This is a genomic window from Candidatus Pedobacter colombiensis (assembly GCA_029202485.1).
Lineage (GTDB): Bacteria > Bacteroidota > Bacteroidia > Sphingobacteriales > Sphingobacteriaceae > Pedobacter > Pedobacter colombiensis.
On the sequence record CP119313.1, the window covers coordinates 1,772,279 to 1,790,470 of the forward strand.

Here is an 18,192-nt window from a genome sequence, read left to right on the forward strand (position 1 = left end):
AAACAATTAAAATGAAATTACTGGTTAGTTTATTAATGCTTGCAGCTTTTACAAATTTTGTAAAAGCTGCTGATTTCAACATTCTTAAATATGGAGCTGTTGGAGATGGGACTACCTTAAATACAGAGGCTATACAAAAAGCTATCGATGAATGTTCTAAATCAGGTGGGGGTAAAGTGGTCTTTCCGGAAGGAAAATTCCTTTCAGGTACAATTGTACTGAAAGACAATATCACTGTGCATTTTGAAAAGAATTCAGTTTTATTGGGTAGTATAGATTTGAAAGATTACAAAAATCTGGATCCTTTTACCGAAGGTTTAGGCATTGATGTAGGCTGGGCGCTCCTAGTGGCCGTTGATGCAAAAAATATTGGATTGGAAGGTGCGGGAACGATTGATGGACAAGGTGCAGCTATAAAAGCTAAGCATATACTGACCGATACTCGTCCAGAAGGGAAGCGTTGGGGTATGAGACCTTTTTTGGTCCGTATTGTTCGTTGTGATGGAGTAACCGTAAAGGATGTAACATTAAAATATGCCGGAGCATGGACTTCGCATTATTTTCAGAGTAAAAACCTTCATATTGAAAATGTAAAGATACAGAGTGTAGGTGTAGCTCATAATGATGGAATTGGTATTGATGGTTGCCAGGATGTAATTATCAAAGGATGTGATGTTGTAAGTGGGGATGATGCTTTGGTGTTTAAAACCACATCCAGTAAGATGGCCTGCAGAAACATAGTGGTTAGCGGATTACGTCTTAAAAGTAATCAAGCGGGCATTAAAATGGGTACCGAATCTATGGCTGCTTTCGAAAATGTCAAAATTTCAAATTGCCACATTTATGACACTAAAAATGGGGGGATAAAACTACTTACTGTTGACGGGGCAAATTTACGGAATGTGGAAATTTCGGACATTACAATGGACGATGTAAGGACACCTATGCTTTTTCGTCTAGGTTCCAGATTGAGTGTATTCCGAAAAAACACGGAGACACAGCAGCCAACTGGTACATTTGAAAATGTCGTGGTTAGAAATGTTAAGGCAAATGCTTCCACAGATTCACAACTGACGCCACCGACAGGTATATTGATAACAGGCATACCAGGACATTACATTACAGGCTTAACATTGGAGAATATCGAAATTGGTATAGCTGGTGGTGGATTGGCAGAGCATGCTCGTCAGGCCGTACCAGAGGCTATAAATCAATATCCGGAGGTAAAGACTTTTGGACCTTGTGTACCGGCTTATGGAATTTGGGCAAGGCATGTAAAAGGCTTGAAACTTAAAAATGTAAAATTTACTTTAGGAAGCAATGATTTGAGACCTGCATTGGTGTGTGAAGATGGCATAGATGTTGAAATCGCTGACTGGAAGCTGCCCGAAACTACCGGCGCAGAATCTATCATCAGATTTGAAAATGTGCAGAATGCTGTGGTTAAAGATGTGACCGGTAAAGTTAGCGCAAAGAAGTTTGTGCTTGTTGAAGGAAACAGTAAGGCAATCAGCTTAAAGGCTAATAAAATTTCCGGTATGGTTAATTAATGGCCTTATCGGGTAGCATGACAGCTCTTGAAGCTGTTATGCTACAAATAACGACTTCTGCTCTGACAGATTTTTAATATGATCCAACTCCTCCCGGATCTCATCAATAGGAAAATCACCTCTTCCACCGTAAGTTTGCAATCTTAAATACTCTCCCCATACCAAATCACGGCCATATACTGTTTTAGACCACATTTGTCTGCTGATTGGGTATTTTGCAATGTCAGTAGTTAATGGCAAAGGAATGCAATGAAGCTTTACTCCTGGAAAAAACCTTTTTAGGGATAAAGAGGCCCTTGTAGAGGCATATGAATGCGATAAAAAGGTAATACTGTTGATGTTTTCAAAGGAAAATATTTTTCTGGCTTCAACGATATTCTCAATAATGTTTCTGGACCGGTTTTCTATGTAAATCTTTTTATCGGTATATTTTTCTAATGGAATATGCGACTTGATTTGTTCTGATTCTGCTTCTTTTTTATAGAAGGAACCATTGTAGTTGGCAATTCCTCCTGTAATTAAGACCTGGTTCACAAGTTCTCTATTTAGCATGTATGAAATAATATCCGCAATTTCCCGATGCTGAACATTCGATCCGAATACAAAGAGAATGTCTGATGCAACTAAACTTTCTTCCTGAAAACATAGGCTTGTTAATGCTGAGATTAACTCCATATCCATATCTGGGCTTGCAGGAACTTTTAGAATTTCCCGCTGTAATTCTTCTGACATATAAAAGGGTAATTTCTATATAAACGCTAGCTGCCATCAATTTGCTACAACAAGAAGCAAATATTTTTTTGGAACCTTTTTACCGACGGTTTGTTCTTAAAGTGTACACTGGTTTTGAATTGTTTTACCTTAATTGAATAGAAATGAGATCAATATGGAATGGTTCAATAGGCTTTGGTCTGGTAAATATTCCTGTGAAATTATTCTCAGGAGTGCACAGTAGCAATCTCGATCTGGATATGCTTGACGAACGGGATCATGCCAATATAAGGTTCAAAAGGGTGAATGAGAAAACCCATAAGGAGGTACCATACGAGCATATTGTAAAGGGCTATTTTTTAAATGACCGTTATATTGTGCTGGATGACCATGATTTTGAAGAAGTAAAGCCTGAAAAGACGAAAATCATAGAGATCGAAAATTTTGTAGATATAGCAGAAATTAATCCTATTTATTATGAAACTTCATACTATACGCAACCAGAACCCCAGGGCAAAAGAGCCTATGTTTTGTTGCTGAAGGCGTTGATGAAGTCAAAAATGGCCGGTGTTGCCCGTTTTGTCTTAAGAAATACTGAAAATTTATGCGTGATACACCCAATGAATGGAATTATCGTGATTACAAAGATTCGGTTTCAGGAAGAGATAAAGGATACAAAAGAGGTTGCACTAAAAGAAGAGGTTGCGATTAACTCGAAAGAATTAGAGGTAGGCCTTGCTTTAATTAAACAATATACGAGTGCCTTTAATATTGATTCCTTTAAAAATGATTATGCCAATGAACTCCTAAAGATTATTAAAGCTAAAGCCAAGGGTAAGCGTGCAACAGTTAAAAGGATTCAACCCAAAAAAGCGGTTAGTGAAGATTTATACGATCAATTAATGGAAAGCTTAAATAAAGGAGCTTGACTTTGCTTTAAACTTATTCATTATGTCTTTAGAAAAATACAAGCAGAAAAGGGATTTCAGTCAAACTAAAGAGCCTGCAGCTGGCAAAGCAACAGGGAAAAAACTGAGTTTTGTTGTGCAACGTCATCATGCTTCCCATTTACACTATGATTTCAGACTTGAAATGGACGGTGTATTGAAAAGTTGGGCAGTGCCTAAAGGACCTTCATTAAATCCCGGGGATAAGCGACTGGCCATGATGGTTGAAGATCATCCTTTCGATTATAGAAATTTTGAGGGCGAAATACCTGCTGGAAATTACGGCGGTGGTGTAGTTACAATTTTTGATAAAGGCACTTATTCGGCTCTTGAAAAGGGAACCGAAAAGGATTTGAAGAAAGGGTTAAATGAGGGGGATCTTAAGTTTAGGCTCAATGGTAAAATTCTGAAAGGAGAATTTGTACTGGTACGCCTTAAAAATTCGGATCAAAATGCCTGGTTGCTCATCAAGCACAATGATAAATATGCGGTTAAAAGAAAGTTCAATATTGAAGATCTGGTGCCTGCAGCTGTAAAAAAAATCGGACTGGATTTTAAGAAAAAGAGTAAAGGTGCAGGAAAGGGGAAGTCGATAAATCACAAGAGCCCTTCAGAGATTTCCAAAAAACAAAATGATGAGGATTTTCAACCGATGCAAGCCAGATTATCTGAGCATATATTTGATGATCCAGATTGGATTTACGAACGTAAGCTGGATGGATACCGTGCACTGGCCTATGTTAGTGCAAAAGGTGCGGCAAAGTTAATTTCAAGAAATGGAATTGATTTTAGTGCCACATATCCCTCCATTGTAAATGCATTAAAAGGTTTGGAGCTTGATGCCGTAATAGATGGTGAAATTATAGTCTTAGATAAGGCTGGTAAAACAAGTTTCCAGCTATTGCAGGATTATGATGATAAAAAAGAAGGATTTCAGCTTAGATTCTACGTTTTTGATCTCTTATCATTAAATGGGCATGACATCAGGGGTATGGAATTGATTAAGCGTAAGGAGTTGTTAAGTAAACTTATTCAAGGATTGGCAAACCCATCAATCATTTATAACGACCATCGTATTGGTGCCGGAGAAATGCTTTTTAAAGAAGCTCAAAAGTTAGGCTGGGAAGGGATCATAGCAAAAAATAGTCTGAGCCATTATTTAAGTAATAAAAGAACTGATTCCTGGCAGAAGTTTAAGCTGGGCCTTACACAGGAAGCGATCATTATTGGTTATTCAAAACCAGAGGGAGGAAGGACATATTTTGGAGCATTGGCATTGGCGATCTATGATGGAGATGAACTTACCTATATTGGTAATTGTGGTTCTGGGTACAATGACAAAGCTTTAAACACTATATATGAGCAAATGCAGCCTCTGATAATTACTCAGAAATTGGTTAAACAGGCCGTGCATAAAGAGCAAAGTTTTACCTGGATTAGACCAGAGTTGGTTTGTGAAGTTACTTATGCCGAATGGACAGCCGACCGTCATCTACGTCATCCGGTTTTTAGAGGGCTAAGGACAGATAAAGACCCTAAGGATATTGTACGGGAGTTGGTGGAGGAAGCACCCGAATATGATAAAAATAAAGATGACATGGCTGTTGAAAAAGAAGAGCAGTTTGGCAGTAAAAAAGTAAAACTAACTAACTTAGATAAGTTATACTGGCCAAAAGAAAAAATCAGCAAGGGCGAACTTGTTAATTATTACCAACAGGTAGCAGCGTACATTTTACCGCACTTAAAAGATAAACCCTTATCGCTTAACAGGCAGCCGAATGGAATAACAAAGCCTGGTTTTTTTCAGAAAGATCTGGATATAGATAAAATTCCATCATGGATTAAATATGCCCCGATGCATTCGGATAGCAATGATAAGGATATTGATTATCTGATATGTAATGATGAAGCTACCTTATTGTGGATGGTTAATCTGGGTTGCATCGAGATCAATCCTTGGTTAAGTACTTATAAGGTGCCTGAAAGTCCACTATTTGCGGTTCTTGATCTTGATCCGCATGATATCGATTTTAACGAAGTGATCGCCGTCGCCTTAACTGCTAAAAAGTTGCTGGATCAGAGAAAAATCTCTTCATTCATCAAAACTTCAGGTTCTAAAGGCTTGCATATATTTATTCCTCTTGCTGGAAATTACAACTATGACATAACAAGGGAGTTTATTCACTACCTGGGACAGCTTATTTATAAACTGCATCCGGATACAACAAGTCTGGAACGTAGTCCATCTAAGCGTGAGGGTCGTATTTACCTTGATTTTCTACAAAATAGCAGGGGGCAAACGATCGCTGCACCTTATTCGGTCAGACCAAAACCGGGTGCTACGGTATCTGCCCCTCTTAAATGGGAAGAAGTTAAAATAGGTTTAAAGGTTCAGGATTTTCATATTTTCAATATGCCAGATCGGTTAAAAGATAAAGGCGATTTATGGAAGGATATGAAGTTGATTAAAAATGATCTTAAGAAGGCCTTAAAGCTATTTTAAATGATTGTTTATATCGGTAGCCAGGTTATAGTGTTCTTCAACTGTACGGAGCGTGCTGATAGCGAAATTTTGAAGAGGCGTATCACCTGAAGTTGTTGCAGATTTAAACAGATCTAATGCTTTGATATGATCTTTTACCATCATACCCATATAGTGTTTTTCAAACTCATTTACCGGCATCTTTTTCAGCTCTGCTATATGATCCAGATCAGCTTGTGGGAGTACCCTAGGCAAAGGCATTTTTCTACTATCGGCCAGTACTTTCAGTCGTTCAGCAATTTTAGTATGGTCTTTTACCATTCGCTTTGCATATTTTATGATTTGTCGGTTAGTCGCTTTTTGCTCCGCTAATTTTCCCAGTTCTATTTCCATCATACCTGCCAGGGCAGCTTCGTTCATAAAAACAGTTAAGCTTGCTCCTCTGTTAAAGTCACTAGTATCAGGAATGGTGGCTTCATTAAGTGCAGATTCTTTCATTTGAGATTGCTTATTTTTTGCTCTTTTTTCAGGGCTATGGCAAGCTTGAAATATTAAAAAAGAGAGCATCGCTACAGCTAGTAATTTTTTTGTTTCCATAATGTAAGCTTTAAGGGTTAGGTTTTTTAAACTACAATTCAAAGATGAAAATGTTTTTAGCGTATACTTCATTTCTCGCGGTTAGTATTAACCAATATTGGTAAATCTATTTGTGTTCACATTTGTATTAATTGAGTCTTCAAAAATCTGATTTGCCGAGCCCATTTTTTGCTGTGCATTTCAGCAGCTGATTGATTTTTTGTTAATTTTTCATTGATTCAATATTAAGCCAGTGTTAAATGGCTTTTTTTTATGAAACATTGTTAAAAAAGTATACAGAATCAATCAATAAATAGAATTATGGCGTCTAATCAAGCTTTACTTTTATCGTATAATTCTATTTCACCACTTTAACTATTTAGAATGAGATCATTATTTACTATTTTAACATTAGTTCAAATTTCACTGTCCTTGATGGGGTTAAGTGCTTATGCACAAGGTGAATACATTGTTGTAAAGGGGCGGGTTACCGATGAGAGCGGAACGCCACTGCCTGGAGTAACAGTTACTGTTAAAGGCACCAATTTGCGGGAGAGTACCAACGGAGCTGGTAACTACACGGCAAGGGTCGCAAATAAACAAGCAATTATTGTTTTTTCCTACATAGGGTATACTACACAAGAAATACAAGTAGGCGACAGAACAAGTATTAACTTACGCTTGGTGCCAAACTCAAATAGTCTCCAGGAGGTTGTTGTTACTACGGCATTGAACATGCAGCGGAGTGCCAAGAGTCTGGGCTATTCGGTTGCAACATTGGATGGTAGCCAGGTAAATAGTGTGCAAACTCCAAATATCATCAATGCGCTGTCTGGAAAGATAGCTGGGGTAGATGTAGGAAACATTGCCAATGGCGTGGCTGGAACTAAAAGAATTGTTATCCGCGGTGGATCTTCACTAACAGGAAACAATCAACCGCTATGGGTAATTGATGGTGTTCCGATTAATTCAGAGAGCTTAGGTGGTCCTGATGCCTCAGGCGGTGTAGATTATGGTGATGGCCTGACTGGAATTAATCCGGATGATGTAGAGAGCATCAGCGTGTTGAAAGGAAATGCAGCGGCAGCACTGTATGGCTCATTGGCTTCAAATGGAGTGATCTTAATCACCACTAAAAAAGGAAAGTCAATAGATGGTAAAACAAATATTGATATCAGTTCTTCCTTATTATTAGATAAATTGATCAACACTACAGATTTTCAGTTTGTATATGGCCAGAGTGGTACGGGTGATGAACCACCTGCTACCCCAGAAGAAGCTTTTAGCTCATCAAGCTGGGGCGCTAAATTTGACGGAAGGCCATCTATGCAGTTTGATGGGGTAGTAAGGCCATTTACTGCGGTAAAAGATAATTATGATAGATTTTTTAATACAGGTAGTACCATCACAAATACTGTTGGCTTATCAGGAAGTACTACAAATCATAATTACAGAGTATCAGTATCTGATTTAAGAAATAAGGATATTATTCCAAATGCAGATTTTACCAGAACAGGTGTAAACACAAAATCATCTTCTAAGTTTGGGAACTTGAATGTAGATGTTAACTTGAATTACACCATGGAGAAAGCCAACAATAGGCCCTTTATTGGTGGTAATGTTTCGAACTTATTTTATTCGCTTGCTTATATGCCGGGAAGTATAGATGTAGAAACCTTAAAACCTGGTTATGGCCCAGATGGCAAGGAGTTTAGCTATGCAAATAGTATATCTAATCCTTACTATGTAGTGAATAAGGTTAAACAAGTCGATACAAAAAACAGGCTAATCGGATCCCTAAGTTTGAAATACGATTTTACTAAATGGTTGTATGTTAGAGCCAGAGCAACACGCGATTATTACTCGGCATACAGAAACAGGTATATTCCTGATGGTAATCAGTTTACCAGCTATCCTCTTGGTCAGCTTGAAGAGGCAACTACCGAAAGTATCGTGACTAACTATGAGGGTATTTTAGGGTTAAGCCCAATAAAAGTGAATAAATTCGGCGTAAATGCTTTCGTTGGAGGAAACAATTTAGATCGCGTTCGGAACATTGTCAATACTTCAGGAAATAGCTTTGTAGTACCAGGTGTTTATACATTCAACAACCTGTCCACTAAGCTGCCAACAACAAGCAAGAGCAGACAAAAAACAAACTCATTATTTGGAAGTATAGAGCTATCATACAATAAATACTTGTACCTAACAGTTACAGGGCGTAATGACTGGTTCTCTACTTTACCAAAAGAAAATAATAACTTATTTTATCCTGCAGCATCTCTTTCCTTTGTATTCTCTGATGCCTTTAAATTACCTTCTGCCATCTCATTTGGTAAGTTTAGAGCATCATCAGCACAAGTAAGTGGCGATACCGGACCTTACCAGCTGGATTTAAGTTATTCATTAACACAAATAGCTTATGGCAACAACAATCTTCAGTATATTGGCGTAACTAATATTCCAAACAGAAAACTACAGCCTCTTTTATCTACTGATTACGAGTTTGGGTTAGAAATGGACTTTTTGAAAAGCCGTTTAGGTTTGGATGTGACTTACTATCATAAACAAACTAAGAATGATATTGTGAAAACAGCTGTTTCCAGAAGTACCGGTTTCCGCACTGCAATTTTAAATGTTGGTGAGTTGAGAAATAAAGGGGTAGAAGTATTGTTTAAAGCAACACCTGTAAAAAGCGACAACTTTAGCTGGAATCTGACAACTACATTCTCTACCAATAAGAATATGGTTGTTAAATTGGGCGATGGTGTAGAAAATGCTTCCATTTTATTGGCAACAGCAAAAAGTGGAGAGGTGATTATACAATTAGAGGAGAATAAACGGTACGGCGGTATATACGGATATAAATATGTTCGGGATGCCAATGGTAAAATAGTATACAACACTCAGGGATATGCAACCTATTCAACTAAAAATGAGTTTCTAGCCAATGGAGTGTATGACAAGATGATGGGCTTAAGTAATACCTTCACCTACAAAAAATTTTCGCTGTACACCTTGGTTGATGCTAAATGGGGTGCATCTATTTATTCAGAAACCAATGCCTTATCTTATAGCAATGGTAAACATAAAAATACACTTATTGGAAGGGAAGATGGGCTTGTTGGCGATGGGGTAACTTCAACCGGTGCTGTTAATGCAGTTGTAGTTCCAGGTAAAAATACAGATGTAAGTACTTTACCAGCTGGTTATGGAAGTATATCTGGCTATTATCAGCAAATGTCCCACATTGCAGAAGAGTTCATTTATGATGCAAGCTTTGTTAAGCTTAGGGAATTATCTTTATCTTATAAACTACCAAAGCCTTTTATAAACAAATTAGGTATAGCCAATGCAACGGTTTCATTAGTTGGAAGAAATCTTGCAACGCTTTATAAGCATAAAGATCTGGAAAATGTTGATCCGGAAAGTAGTGTTGCGAGTGGCAATGCACAAGGTATAGAACGCCTGGTTTACCCGGTAACCAGAAACTTTGGTTTAACCATAAAACTAGGGCTATAGTTCATTTTTGAAAATAGAAGAAATTCATACATCATTAGCATATTGAATCATGAAAACAAATATTAAAAAATATAGCATTTATCTCATCACTTTGCTTTCCGCAACCTTCTCTTCTTGCGACAAAGGGTTTGATGATATCAATAAAAGTGTTGATTTTGTTTCAACACCCAATCTTGATTATATGCTGCCAGACATTGAACTTACAATGCTGGACAATACCTATTATACCCTGGGGGATTTTGTGGCACCTTTCGTGATGCACGTGACCAATCGTAAGGCTTATTCTGCATTGATTGTTCCTGGAGGTTATCACGGCTATCATTTTGAGTGGACCTATGGCAACCCGTTGGTAGGTGTTGTTGATTTAATTGAACGTAGTAAGAATGACCCCACTAAAGTAAATTACTACAATATTGGAAGGATTATAAAGGTATACCTGGCACATCAGCTAACAGATCTTTATGGTGATATTCCATATTTTGAAGGAGGAAGGGGTTATTTAGATAGAACTTTCACGCCTACTTACGACCCTCAGGAAAAGATATATCAGGATATGTTTAAGGAATTGGAGGAAGCAATAGCGGGATTGGATGATACCAAACCAAGGCCGGTTCAATCCGATATCGTGTATAATGGAGTTAACCTGAAATGGAAAAAATTTGCAAATAGCTTGATGTTGAGGTTAGGCCTGAGAATCATGAAGGCGGATGCGGTGAACGGAAAAAAGTGGATTGATAAAGCTATTGCAGGTGGACTTATGACCAGTAATGATGATAATTTTATAGTGAAATACCTACCTAACTCTTCAACGGGTGGAACAACAAATCCAACTTCAAATGGACAAGCACATATTTTTATAAGATATCCGGATAATTATAGGCTGACCTCACAGTTTATCAATGTTTTGAAAGATCGTAGTGATCCCCGTCTTTCTGTTTATGCGATGTTACCGGCCTCAAGAACGGTTTATACTCCAGGAAGTAAAAATCCAGCTGTGCAAAAAGGCTGGCCGGCTTTTGGCGACAGAGCAGAGGAAGCTCCGTATGCTAGTATTCCATCAGCTAACAGGTTAAATTATTCGGTATCTAATAATACTACTTTTGGTAGATATGATGCTCCATATATTCACTTAAGCTATGCGCAGGTGCAGTTTCAACTTGCAGAATGTGTGGTTAGAGGAATCATAACAAGCAGCACCAGTGCTAAAACCTATTATGAAACAGGTGTACGTATGGCAATGGATCAATTGAAAATTTATGGTGCGGAAGGAGTAATTAGTGGGACACAGGCAACTGCCTATTTGACATTGAATCCTTATAATCCGACAAGTACAGAAGAGGCTTTAAACTTAATTAATACCCAATATTGGATCGAAACACATTACAATTGGTATGAGACATTTGCCAATATGCGTAGAAGTGGTTACCCTAAGTTATATGAAGCTTTAGCTCCGGTATCATTGCAGCCAAGTAATTTAGGTGCTATCTTACCTCGAAGACTTACTTATCAACCTGATGAAGTAGCAACTAATCCTAAGTTACAGGAGGCGCTTCAAAGGCAAGGACCAGATCTTACTACTACGCGTATGTGGTGGGATAAACCATAATAGAAAAGTTTAGTTCATTTTATTTCAACACAGATCATGGCAAACTACGGTTTGCCGTGATCTGTGTTCCATTTTAACAACTGAAAGAGATATGATTAGAAAAGTAGTTTATTTATTGATCGTGGTTTTGTTGCCTATGGCTTGTTTTTCTCAGACCACAACAGCCAGAAGAGATGCAAAAAGATATGGTTACAGACCTGGCATGGTAAGAGGGCCATATCTACAGGTAGCTACCCCAACAAGTATGATTGTACGCTGGCGCACTAATGAGCTTGATGCAGGTTTTGTACGTTACGGAACGGAAGAGGGGAAGTTGGATCGTTTAGCTGGAAACAGTAGTCGTACTAGGGAACACATAGTAACCCTTACAGATCTTAAACCTTATACTAAATACTATTATTTAATTGAAGGATTTAAAGATACCTTACAATATGATCAAAACAACCATTTTACAACCTTACCAAATGTTGGCGAGGTTCATAAATATAGAATTGGTGTGTTTGGTGATTGTGGAACCAGTTCTACTAACCAATTAAGTACAAGAGATCAATTTGAGAAGTATCTGGGAAATGACCAATTAACAGCCTGGATATTACTAGGTGATAATGCATATTCCTTTGGCACGGATGCCGAATATCAGGCTAACTTTTTTAATTCTTATAAGGACAATCTACTTAAAAAGTCTCCTTTATTTCCGGCTCCGGGTAATCACGATTATAGAGATGAATATTATCCTGCTGAAATTGCACAACGTTCCGGCGAAATTGCCTATTACCAGAATTTTACTATGCCAACAAAAGGTGAATGTGGAGGAGTACCTTCTCATACACCTTCTTTTTATTCGTTTGATATTGGCAATATCCATTTTCTTTCTTTAGATTCACAAGGGTCGGAAGATAATGGTTCAAGGTTGTTCGATACTACCGGTCGTCAGGTCCGTTGGGTAAAAGAGGATCTTGAAGCGAATAAGAATAAAGAATGGGTTATTGCTTATTGGCATCATGCTCCATATTCTATGGGTTCTCATAATTCAGATACAGAAAAACAGATGGCAAAGATCAGACAGAATTTTATTGGCATTTTAGAACGTTATGGTGTTGATCTTGTTTTGTGTGGCCATAGTCATTCTTACGAACGGTCGAAGTTAATGCAAGGTCATTATGGTTTAGAGAATACCTTTTCTCCCGAAAAACATTTGCTCAGCACTTCCGCTGGTTTTTATAACGGTACCGAGAATTCATGTCCATATGTAAAAGATGCATCCGGTAAAGGAACTGTTTATGTACTCAGTGGTTCAGCAGGTAGGGTAGATGGTAAACAAGCTTCTTTTCCTCATGATGCAATGCCATTTTCTGATGTAAGTATCGGTGGTTCCTGTATGTTGGAAATAGAGGATAACAGGCTTGACCTGAAATGGATTTGTGCTGACGGTAAAATTCGCGATGAATTTACAATGATGAAAGACGTAAATAAAAAGACAGTCATTAAAGTGAAGCAGGGCCAGCCAGTTACCTTAAAAGCATCCTATATTGGAAAGTATGCCTGGAAAGGGATCAATAAAAGTTCGAGATCAATTGAGGTGAAACCTCCGGTGGGTATTACCAATTATGTAGTAAATGATCCTTACAGTTGTATTCAGGATACGTTTGAAGTTCATGTAACAAAGAATTAAATGGTATGAGAAGAATTGTTTTACTGGCCGGTTTATTGTTGGTAACATCCGAAATATATTCGCAGAATTATAGCCCGCCAGTACCTAAGGGGGGCGAAAAATTTGTTAATAAGCCCAAACTCATACGTGGACCTTACCTTCAGGCAGCAACAGACAACAGTATGGTGGTGCGCTGGCGTACAGATGCAGCCACAAGAAGCAAAGTGAATTATGGATTGAGTCCTGATAAGCTTGATCAATCAATTGAAGCTTTGCCCATGGTAACCGAACATGAAATAAAGCTAAAAGGATTGCGTCCGGAAACCCGCTATTATTATACCGTGGGCTCTTTAAAAGATACATTGCAATCAGGGGCAGACAGTTATTTCTCTACATTGCCGGTTAAAGGAAAGGAAGGAGTTTACCGGGTTGGGGTGTTCGGTGATTGTGGAGCTTTATCGGTTAACCAGGCTAAGGTTAGAGATGAGTTCACTAAATATTTAGGGAATAATGATCTCAATGCATGGATATTGCTTGGTGATAATGCTTATAATGATGGCAGCGATATAGAATACCAGGCAAAATTCTTTAATATTTATAAAGACAGACTTTTAAAAAATTACCCGGTATTCCCTTCCCCGGGTAACCATGATTATCATGATGTTGACTTCGGTGCAGAATACGCGCAAAACAATCACAATACGGCCTATTATCAAAACTTTACAATGCCTGTAAATGGCGAATCGGGAGGCGAGCCTTCTCATAATCCCGCATTTTACTCATTTGATATTGGGAATATTCATTTTATATCTCTCGATTCTTATGGAAAGGAGGAAAATAATTATTTTTTGTATGATACTTTGAGTCCACAGGTAAAATGGGTTAAAAAGGATCTTATAGCAAACAAAAACAAAGGTTGGGTAGTCGCTTTTTGGCACTATCCACCATATAGTAAAGGAACTCACGATTCTGATACTGATGGAATCATGACCGGCTTACGCGAAAATTTCATTAAAATACTTGAACAAAATGGGGTTGATCTGATCATCTGTGGACATAGTCATGTATATGAACGCTCCAAACTTATGAAAGGGCATTATGGCAAGTCATCAACATTTAATGCAGCAATACACAATTTGAGTAATTCTTCAGGATTGAATAATGGCAGTACAAACTCTAAACCATATATAAAACAACCTGGAATTGATCAGGGTACGGTATATGTTGTGAGCGGTTCTGCCAGCTACGTGGGAAAACCAGAGCCTGATTTCCCACATAAGGCTATGTATTATTCAAACGCGACCGATGCAGGTGCAGCTATTCTTGAAGTACGTGGTAAGCGTTTGGAATTCAAATGGATTTGCGCGGATGGGCAAATACGAGATCAATTTACAATGATAAAAAATGCTGGAAAGTAGATAATGAAGAAGTTTTTGGTCTTGTTAAGTCTTAGTTTTTGTGTGATTATACTTGGGCTAATCAATCCTTCCCATGATGAACGTAATATTGGTGTAGATACAACACTGGATTATTTTAGGGAGCACGCGATACGATTTGCCAGTAGCACAGCCAATCTACAAGACGCAATCAATAACATAGCTAAAGATGATCCGCAAAGTATTGTTAAGGCCAAAGAAGCTTTAAAAGCCTGCAGACTTCAATACAAAAGCATCGAATTTTTTCTGGATTATTTCTTTAAAAGTACTTCAATTATCTATAATGCTCCCCCAAATTATGAATTGGAGGAACCATTTATGGAATACCGCGAGCCTAGTGGCTTGCAGATGATAGAAAGTATTTTGTTTGATGATGATCCTGCAGCTCATCAAAAAGAACTGATGGAGCAGATCTATCTCATCCATTCTTCTGCAAAAGATCTTAATTCGTTATTATATAATTTGGATATCAATGACAGCAAAGTATTGGAAAGTACAAGGTTGGGCCTTATAGGTGTAATGACATTAAGTATTACAGGATTTGATGCTCCTGAATTAAAAACAGGTATTATCGAATCAGCACAAGTTCTTACTACACTCAAGACAGTCTTAACTCCGTTTTTGCAGGAGAAAAATGAATATGCTGATAGCGTTAATTATTATTTGGATAAAACATTGAATTTCCTGGAGAAAAGCAATGAGTTTGATGCCTTTAACAGACTTGATTTTTTAACGCAGGCTGCATTGCCTCTACAGGATAAATTGGGTCTATTTATCAGTAAATCAGGGAAAGAATATAATGCCACCGGTATTTTAAATTATAAGGCCAGAAATCTCTTTAGTGCCGATGCCCTACATATTACCCCCCTTGCAGCCAGTAAGGAAATTACTGAACTCGGGAAAAGGTTATTTTTTGAAAAAGCTTTATCCGGTAATGGAAGTAGAAGCTGCGCAAGTTGTCATCAGGAAGATAAATATTTTACAGATGCCTTGCCTAAAAGTCTTGCCCTGGATGGTAAAACAAGTGTTCAGCGAAATGCACCCACCTTATTATACGTTGCTTATCAACATTCGCAGTTCTGGGATGGAAGAGCAAAAAATCTTAATGAACAGATCATGGAGGTGCTCAAAAACCCTGTAGAAATGGATGGGGATTATGATGTAATTATTCAGCGTATGAAAGCCTCAGCATTTTATGAACATGCCTTCAAAAAAGCATTCTCTACCGAAATAGAAAGTGTAAATATTCATAATCTTTCCTTCGCGATATCTGCTTTTTTGCAAGCACTTGCACCCTTCAATTCAGCCTTTGATCAATATTTACGGGGAAATCATAAAGCAATGAATCAACAACAGATTCGGGGATTTAATCTGTTTATGGGAAAAGCACAATGTGGTACCTGTCATTTTGCTCCTGTATTTAATGGCTTAACGCCACCCTTATTTGATAGAACTGATGTTGAAGTATTGGGTACAACAAAAGATAGCAACTTTAAACAAGCTAAGCTCGATGCAGATAGTGGTAAGTACAGTACTTATCCAATAATATACTTTAAAAGCGCATTTAAAACGCCTACGGTACGTAATATTGCCAAAACTGGCCCTTATATGCATAATGGTGCATTTGAAACCTTAGAACAGGTATTGGAATTTTATAATAAAGGCGGTGGTGCTGGCCTTGGACTGGATGTACCTACTCAAACACTTTCAGCGAAACCATTAAATTTAACGGATAAAGAGATGAAAGATGTCATTGAGTTCTTAAAATCATTAACAGATCCCTATGCATCATTCGCGAAAAAATGAGAAGCCAGGTCAAAATGAATGTTAAAAAAGTATACATACTTAATTAATAAGCAGAAGGATAAGGTAGGCTTAAACTCTATTTTTAATATTATTAAATTTTACATTAAGCCCTTTTCTAATGATGCTAAGTTTTAAAAAAATACAACGAGTTACCTTTATGATGGTATGTCTGGCAACCGAAGTTTTGTTTGCTCAGGATAGAAGTCATAGTAAAGGTGCAGATCAGTTCTACAAAGAACTTCCAAATCCGGTGGCTACGAATGTTAAGGCATGGGCAAAGCTGCCAAATGATATTAATGTAAGCTTTGCCAGCGATAATGTAAGGTATCCAAAGGAAAAGATACCACTAAAAACGATACAAAAAAACTGGACTGTAACCGGCTGGAAAGGTGAGAAGGTTCATACCCAGCTATTAGTATGGACAAAAAAGAATATTCCTGCACTCAGTGTTAGTATAAATGGATTGACTAATGAAAAGGGAGATCGTATTAATGAGAAAAATATAAAGGCGGCTTTTGTTCGTTATGTGATGTCAGACACTTTTGAAGGAGGATGTTCGCATCAAGCACCTACTGTTTATGATTCAACATTGGTTGCAGATCCAATAGACATTATCAATAAGATACCTGTTGAAAAAAATACTGTTCGGCCAATTTGGTTAAGCATTGAAATACCCGATAATATACCAGCTGGGAAATATAGCGGTTCAATTACGGTGAATGCGACTAAAAAATATAATTTATCCATTACATTAAACGTGCAGAATCATATTTTACCTCCGGCAGACCAATGGAAGTACGATTTTGATATTTGGCAGTATCCGGCTCCTATAGCAAGGATGCATAATGTGAAGTTATGGAGTGATGAACATTTTGATTTAATGCGTCCGTATTTTACAGCCTTAGCAAAGGCAGGTCAGAAAGTAATTACTGCCAACATTATTGAACAGCCATGGGGCTTGGACCACGTACATTTTGATGATCCCAGCTTAGTTAAATGGACCAGGAAAAAAGATGGTACCTGGAGTTATGATTTTTCGTTGTTCGATCGTTACATCTCATTTGTAAAAAGTTGTGGAATTCATCAGCGCATAAATTGTTATTCTATGATTACCTGGGATCTATCTTTTATTTACTATGATGAAGCTTTAGGTAAAAATAACACAGTAACACTTAAGCCGGGTTCAGAAGAATATAAAGCTTTCTGGATGCCGATGCTGGTTGAGTTTACCAAACACCTGAAAGCAAAGAGCTGGTTTGATCAAACCGCAATAGCGATGGATGAAAGGCCAATTGAAAGTATGCAGGCGGTGATCTCCTTGCTAAAGGAAGTTGATCCGAAATGGAAAATAGCATTGGCTGGTGATACCTATCACCCGGAAATTGAAGAGGATATTTATGATTACTGTTTGGCTTCATATTTAAGTTTTGGAGATACCGTGCTTGCTAAACGAAAAGCAGAAGGTAAACCAACTACATTTTATACGGCTTGTGTAGAAGAATATCCAAACGGATACACTTTTTCGCCACCTGCAGAAAATGCCTGGCTGGCCTGGCATGCTTCGGCGAAAGGATATACCGGTTATTTGTTCTGGGCATTTAATACCTGGGTGAGTAACCCACTTCAAGATGCCCGTTGGCGCCGTTATCCATCAGGTACCTTATTTCAATTTTATCCGGGACCACGTACCTCAATTCGTTTTGAGAAATTAATTGAAGGTATTCAGGATTTTGAAAAAATCAGAATACTACGTGATAAATTCGTTAAAGAGGGAAAAAAGGATCAACTCAAAGAAATGGATATGGTGTTATCGGCTTTCGAATTGGAGAAACTCAAAACCATTCCAGCGGCTAAAATGGTAGAAAAGGGAAAAGCATTTTTGAGTAAGTATTAATTGATGTGTTT

General features: G+C 37.8%; 11 protein-coding genes. 9 read left to right on the forward strand and 2 right to left on the reverse strand.

Annotation, left to right across the window (positions count from 1 at the left end; translation table 11 throughout):
• Window positions 1–11 precede the first annotated feature (11 nt).
• Window positions 12–1,550 carry a glycosyl hydrolase family 28 protein gene (locus P0Y49_07485; GenBank protein WEK20979.1) on the forward strand — a complete coding sequence of 513 codons (1,539 nt, stop codon included), beginning with the start codon at window positions 12–14 and terminating at the stop codon, window positions 1,548–1,550.
• Window positions 1,551–1,586: 36 nt separating this feature from the next.
• On the opposite strand, the gene P0Y49_07490 is transcribed toward P0Y49_07485, so the two are convergent.
• A complete protein-coding gene (locus P0Y49_07490; GenBank protein ID WEK20980.1) occupies window positions 1,587–2,282 on the reverse strand; it encodes an ElyC/SanA/YdcF family protein in 696 nt (231 codons plus the stop codon).
• Between the two features lie 143 nt (window positions 2,283–2,425).
• Between P0Y49_07490 and P0Y49_07495 the strand changes: the two genes are divergently transcribed.
• Both P0Y49_07495 and ligD read left to right on the forward strand, forming a co-directional pair.
• Entirely contained in the window at window positions 2,426–3,190 is a 765-nt protein-coding gene (locus P0Y49_07495) for a Ku protein (GenBank protein ID WEK20981.1), read from the forward strand.
• A 22-nt stretch (window positions 3,191–3,212) separates the two neighbouring features.
• The gene (gene ligD / locus P0Y49_07500) at window positions 3,213–5,711 is read left to right on the forward strand and encodes a DNA ligase D (GenBank protein WEK20982.1); all 2,499 of its coding nucleotides are present in this window, start codon (window positions 3,213–3,215) and stop codon (window positions 5,709–5,711) included.
• On the opposite strand, the gene P0Y49_07505 is transcribed toward ligD, so the two are convergent.
• Window positions 5,703–6,287 (reverse strand): DUF4142 domain-containing protein, encoded by a 585-nt coding sequence (locus tag P0Y49_07505; protein WEK20983.1) that lies wholly within the window; start codon window positions 6,285–6,287, stop codon window positions 5,703–5,705. The genes ligD and P0Y49_07505 overlap by 9 nt on opposite strands.
• Before the next feature lie 363 nt (window positions 6,288–6,650).
• Between P0Y49_07505 and P0Y49_07510 the strand changes: the two genes are divergently transcribed.
• The 6 genes from P0Y49_07510 (at window position 6,651) to P0Y49_07535 (ending at window position 18,181) form a co-directional block, all read left to right on the forward strand.
• Complete coding sequence (locus tag P0Y49_07510; GenBank protein ID WEK20984.1) at window positions 6,651–9,788, forward strand: SusC/RagA family TonB-linked outer membrane protein; 3,138 nt, start codon at window positions 6,651–6,653, stop codon at window positions 9,786–9,788.
• 49 nt (window positions 9,789–9,837) lie between these two features.
• The gene (locus P0Y49_07515) at window positions 9,838–11,394 is read left to right on the forward strand and encodes a SusD/RagB family nutrient-binding outer membrane lipoprotein (GenBank protein ID WEK20985.1); all 1,557 of its coding nucleotides are present in this window, start codon (window positions 9,838–9,840) and stop codon (window positions 11,392–11,394) included.
• 91 nt (window positions 11,395–11,485) lie between these two features.
• A complete protein-coding gene (locus P0Y49_07520) occupies window positions 11,486–13,066 on the forward strand; it encodes a metallophosphoesterase family protein (protein WEK20986.1) in 1,581 nt (526 codons plus the stop codon).
• A gap of 5 nt (window positions 13,067–13,071) precedes the next feature.
• Window positions 13,072–14,463 carry a metallophosphoesterase family protein gene (locus tag P0Y49_07525; protein WEK20987.1) on the forward strand — a complete coding sequence of 464 codons (1,392 nt, stop codon included), beginning with the start codon at window positions 13,072–13,074 and terminating at the stop codon, window positions 14,461–14,463.
• Between the two features lie 3 nt (window positions 14,464–14,466).
• Complete coding sequence (locus tag P0Y49_07530; GenBank protein ID WEK20988.1) at window positions 14,467–16,287, forward strand: cytochrome c peroxidase; 1,821 nt, start codon at window positions 14,467–14,469, stop codon at window positions 16,285–16,287.
• Between the two features lie 118 nt (window positions 16,288–16,405).
• Window positions 16,406–18,181 carry a DUF6067 family protein gene (locus tag P0Y49_07535; protein ID WEK20989.1) on the forward strand — a complete coding sequence of 592 codons (1,776 nt, stop codon included), beginning with the start codon at window positions 16,406–16,408 and terminating at the stop codon, window positions 18,179–18,181.
• The last annotated feature ends 11 nt before the right edge of the window (window positions 18,182–18,192 follow it).

Bases quoted from the DNA above. Each gene is read 5' to 3' on its own strand.
- P0Y49_07515 (WEK20985.1), top strand. From the start codon at position 9,838: ATGAAAACAAATATTAAAAAATATAGCATTTATCTCATCACTTTGCTT.
- P0Y49_07485 (WEK20979.1), top strand. From the start codon at position 12: ATGAAATTACTGGTTAGTTTATTAATGCTTGCAGCTTTTACAAATTTT.
- P0Y49_07530 (WEK20988.1), top strand. From the start codon at position 14,467: ATGAAGAAGTTTTTGGTCTTGTTAAGTCTTAGTTTTTGTGTGATTATA.
- P0Y49_07510 (WEK20984.1), top strand. From the start codon at position 6,651: ATGAGATCATTATTTACTATTTTAACATTAGTTCAAATTTCACTGTCC.
- P0Y49_07525 (WEK20987.1), top strand. From the start codon at position 13,072: ATGAGAAGAATTGTTTTACTGGCCGGTTTATTGTTGGTAACATCCGAA.
- P0Y49_07490 (WEK20980.1), bottom strand. From the start codon at position 2,282: ATGTCAGAAGAATTACAGCGGGAAATTCTAAAAGTTCCTGCAAGCCCA.
- P0Y49_07505 (WEK20983.1), bottom strand. From the start codon at position 6,287: ATGGAAACAAAAAAATTACTAGCTGTAGCGATGCTCTCTTTTTTAATA.
- P0Y49_07520 (WEK20986.1), top strand. From the start codon at position 11,486: ATGATTAGAAAAGTAGTTTATTTATTGATCGTGGTTTTGTTGCCTATG.
- P0Y49_07495 (WEK20981.1), top strand. From the start codon at position 2,426: ATGAGATCAATATGGAATGGTTCAATAGGCTTTGGTCTGGTAAATATT.
- P0Y49_07535 (WEK20989.1), top strand. From the start codon at position 16,406: ATGATGCTAAGTTTTAAAAAAATACAACGAGTTACCTTTATGATGGTA.
- ligD (WEK20982.1), top strand. From the start codon at position 3,213: ATGTCTTTAGAAAAATACAAGCAGAAAAGGGATTTCAGTCAAACTAAA.